Consider the following 2,062-nt stretch of genomic DNA (forward strand, 5'->3'; position numbering starts at 1 on the left):
ATTTATTAGCGAAGGAGAAAACGGCAGACGAGATTGCTGCCTGTCGCGGGGGATCGAAGAAGTGTAGTGGAGGCGACGGCCGTCGGGGTCCGCGGCGGTTCGAGGATCGTGACCGGCGGCCGGGAGACGGCCGGCGGGCGGAGGACGGCCAGGACGATCGCCAGGATCGCGCAGGCCACGATGCCGTCCATCCAGTAGTGGTGGCCGGTGGAGACGACCGCGAGCACGGTGATCGCCGGGTGGATCAGCCACAGCCAGCGCCAGCGACCCCGGGTCACCACGATCAGGACCAGGGCGATCAGCACGGCCCAGCCGACGTGCAGCGAGGGCATCGCGGCGAACTGGTTGGACATCGAGTCCGGGTCGGGCTCCTCGTACACCCCGGGTCCGTAGACCGCGCTGGTGTCGATCATGTCCTCGGTCCGGAACAGCCGGGGCGGGGCCAGCGGGACCAGCAGATGCAGCGCGAGGCCGCCCGCGGTGAGCCAGGTCAGCACGCGCCGGAACCAGAGATAGTGGTCGGGACGCCGCCAGTACATGTAGACGACGAAGAGGGCCATCGCCGGGAAGTGCACCGTCGCGTAGTACACGTTGATGGAACGGATCAGCGACTCGCTGTGCAGCACCAGCTCCTGCACCCACGCCTCGCTGGGCAGCCTGACGGCCCGCTCCAGGTCCCAGATCCGGTCCGCGTTCTCATAAGCCTCGGTGAACTGGCCGTTGGCCAGTTTCCTGCCGAATTTGTAGCCCGTGTAGAGCACGATGATGAGCAGCAACTCGCGTATCAGCGGTGGTCTCGACGACCGTGCGGAACGCTTTCGGCGTCGCATGGCGAATGCTCGCTTCAGCACCTCTGGGCTCGGCATAGGCAGTATTCCCGAATGGCAGACGTGGCGGACCGGCCGTACAGCGTGAACATTTCAAGCAGTTCACGCTTCGATCTTCTGTTCCCCGAACAGAGTTTACGGTCTTCCACGGGTGCCGCCATACGAAACCCGGGATCACCGGCACCGGCACCGCCGGCGGCCCCGGGTGCTCAGTCCCGGCCGCGCAGCAGGTCCGAGGTCCGGCGCAGATCCGTCTCCGACTCCCGCGCGCAGCCCGCGATGTCCGTCAGCACCTCCCGCGCCCGCCCCGGCGCGACGTCGAGGACCCGGTCGGCGGCCTCCGCCTGCACGACCATCCCGGCGACCCGGTGCCCGGTGATGTCCAGCATCTCCTGGCATATCCGCACCCGTTGCGCGGCCACGGCCGCCCCCCGCCGCGCGGCCCGCAACCGCCCCAGCACCGCGTCGCGCTCCGCGAGCTGCGCCCGGTGACAGCGGCGGAAACGCGCCCGGTACCCCAGCGCCCAGCTCAGCGTGAACGGCGCCGCCAGGACCAGGGCCGACTGCAACGCCGGCGCCGGGCCGTCCGCCTCCCGCGCCGCGGCCACCGCCGTCGCCGCCAGCCCGCCGTACAGCGCCAGCCGTACCGCCCACTGGGCACCGCGCGCCGCGACCGTGCCCACGATGACGTACGCCGCGAGCGCGGCGGCCGGCAGTTCGTCCTCCCACGCGATCTGCACCACCACGACCGCGAACCCCAGCAGCAGGGCCCGCTCCGGGAGCCGGCGGCACACCGCGACGGCCGACGCCAGGGCCGCCGTCACCCCGACCGGCACGGCGAGGCCGTTCTGCCGCAGACCCGGGTCGAGAGCGATGTTCGCCGCGCACAGCACGAGCAGCGCCAGGGCGCGGGCGGCGTCCGCCCTGCCCAGGCCCCCGCGCGGGGATCCGCCTGCCGCTTCCATGGCGGCCAGCGTACGACCGGCCGCGCGCCCGGCGGGCGGGCCCCCGGGCCGGTTCCGTGGTACCCGCGCATCCTCTCCAAGTCGCGAACGCGGCGTGGTGTCCCCGTGGCCACGGGGCGTTCTCGCGCACAGTGACTGGATGTCACTCCCATGGCTTACAGTGGCGTCAGCCGCATTCTGGGAGGTCCATGTGACCTGTCTCTTATACCCCTCTGACGCTGCCGACGAAGAGGATAGTGTCGATCTCGGTGGTCGCCGGCTACATTACGA

At 70.7% G+C, this 2,062-nt stretch carries 2 protein-coding genes; both read right to left on the reverse strand.

Features of this window, described 5'->3' with window-relative positions:
* Positions 1-5: 5 nt before the first annotated feature.
* Entirely contained in the window at positions 6-830 is an 825-nt protein-coding gene (locus BN2279_RS02045; protein WP_079031741.1) for a phosphatase PAP2 family protein, read from the reverse strand.
* A gap of 206 nt (positions 831-1,036) precedes the next feature.
* Positions 1,037-1,792: a histidine kinase dimerization/phosphoacceptor domain-containing protein gene (locus BN2279_RS02050; protein ID WP_059005950.1), complete on the reverse strand. Its 756-nt coding sequence runs from the start codon at positions 1,790-1,792 to the stop codon at positions 1,037-1,039.
* Positions 1,793-2,062 lie beyond the last annotated feature (270 nt).

Source organism: Streptomyces specialis (genome assembly GCF_001493375.1).
GTDB classification, from domain to species: domain Bacteria; phylum Actinomycetota; class Actinomycetes; order Streptomycetales; family Streptomycetaceae; genus Streptomyces; species Streptomyces specialis.

Bases quoted from the DNA above. Each gene is read 5' to 3' on its own strand.
- BN2279_RS02045 (WP_079031741.1), bottom strand. From the start codon at position 830: ATGCGACGCCGAAAGCGTTCCGCACGGTCGTCGAGACCACCGCTGATA.
- BN2279_RS02050 (WP_059005950.1), bottom strand. From the start codon at position 1,792: ATGGAAGCGGCAGGCGGATCCCCGCGCGGGGGCCTGGGCAGGGCGGAC.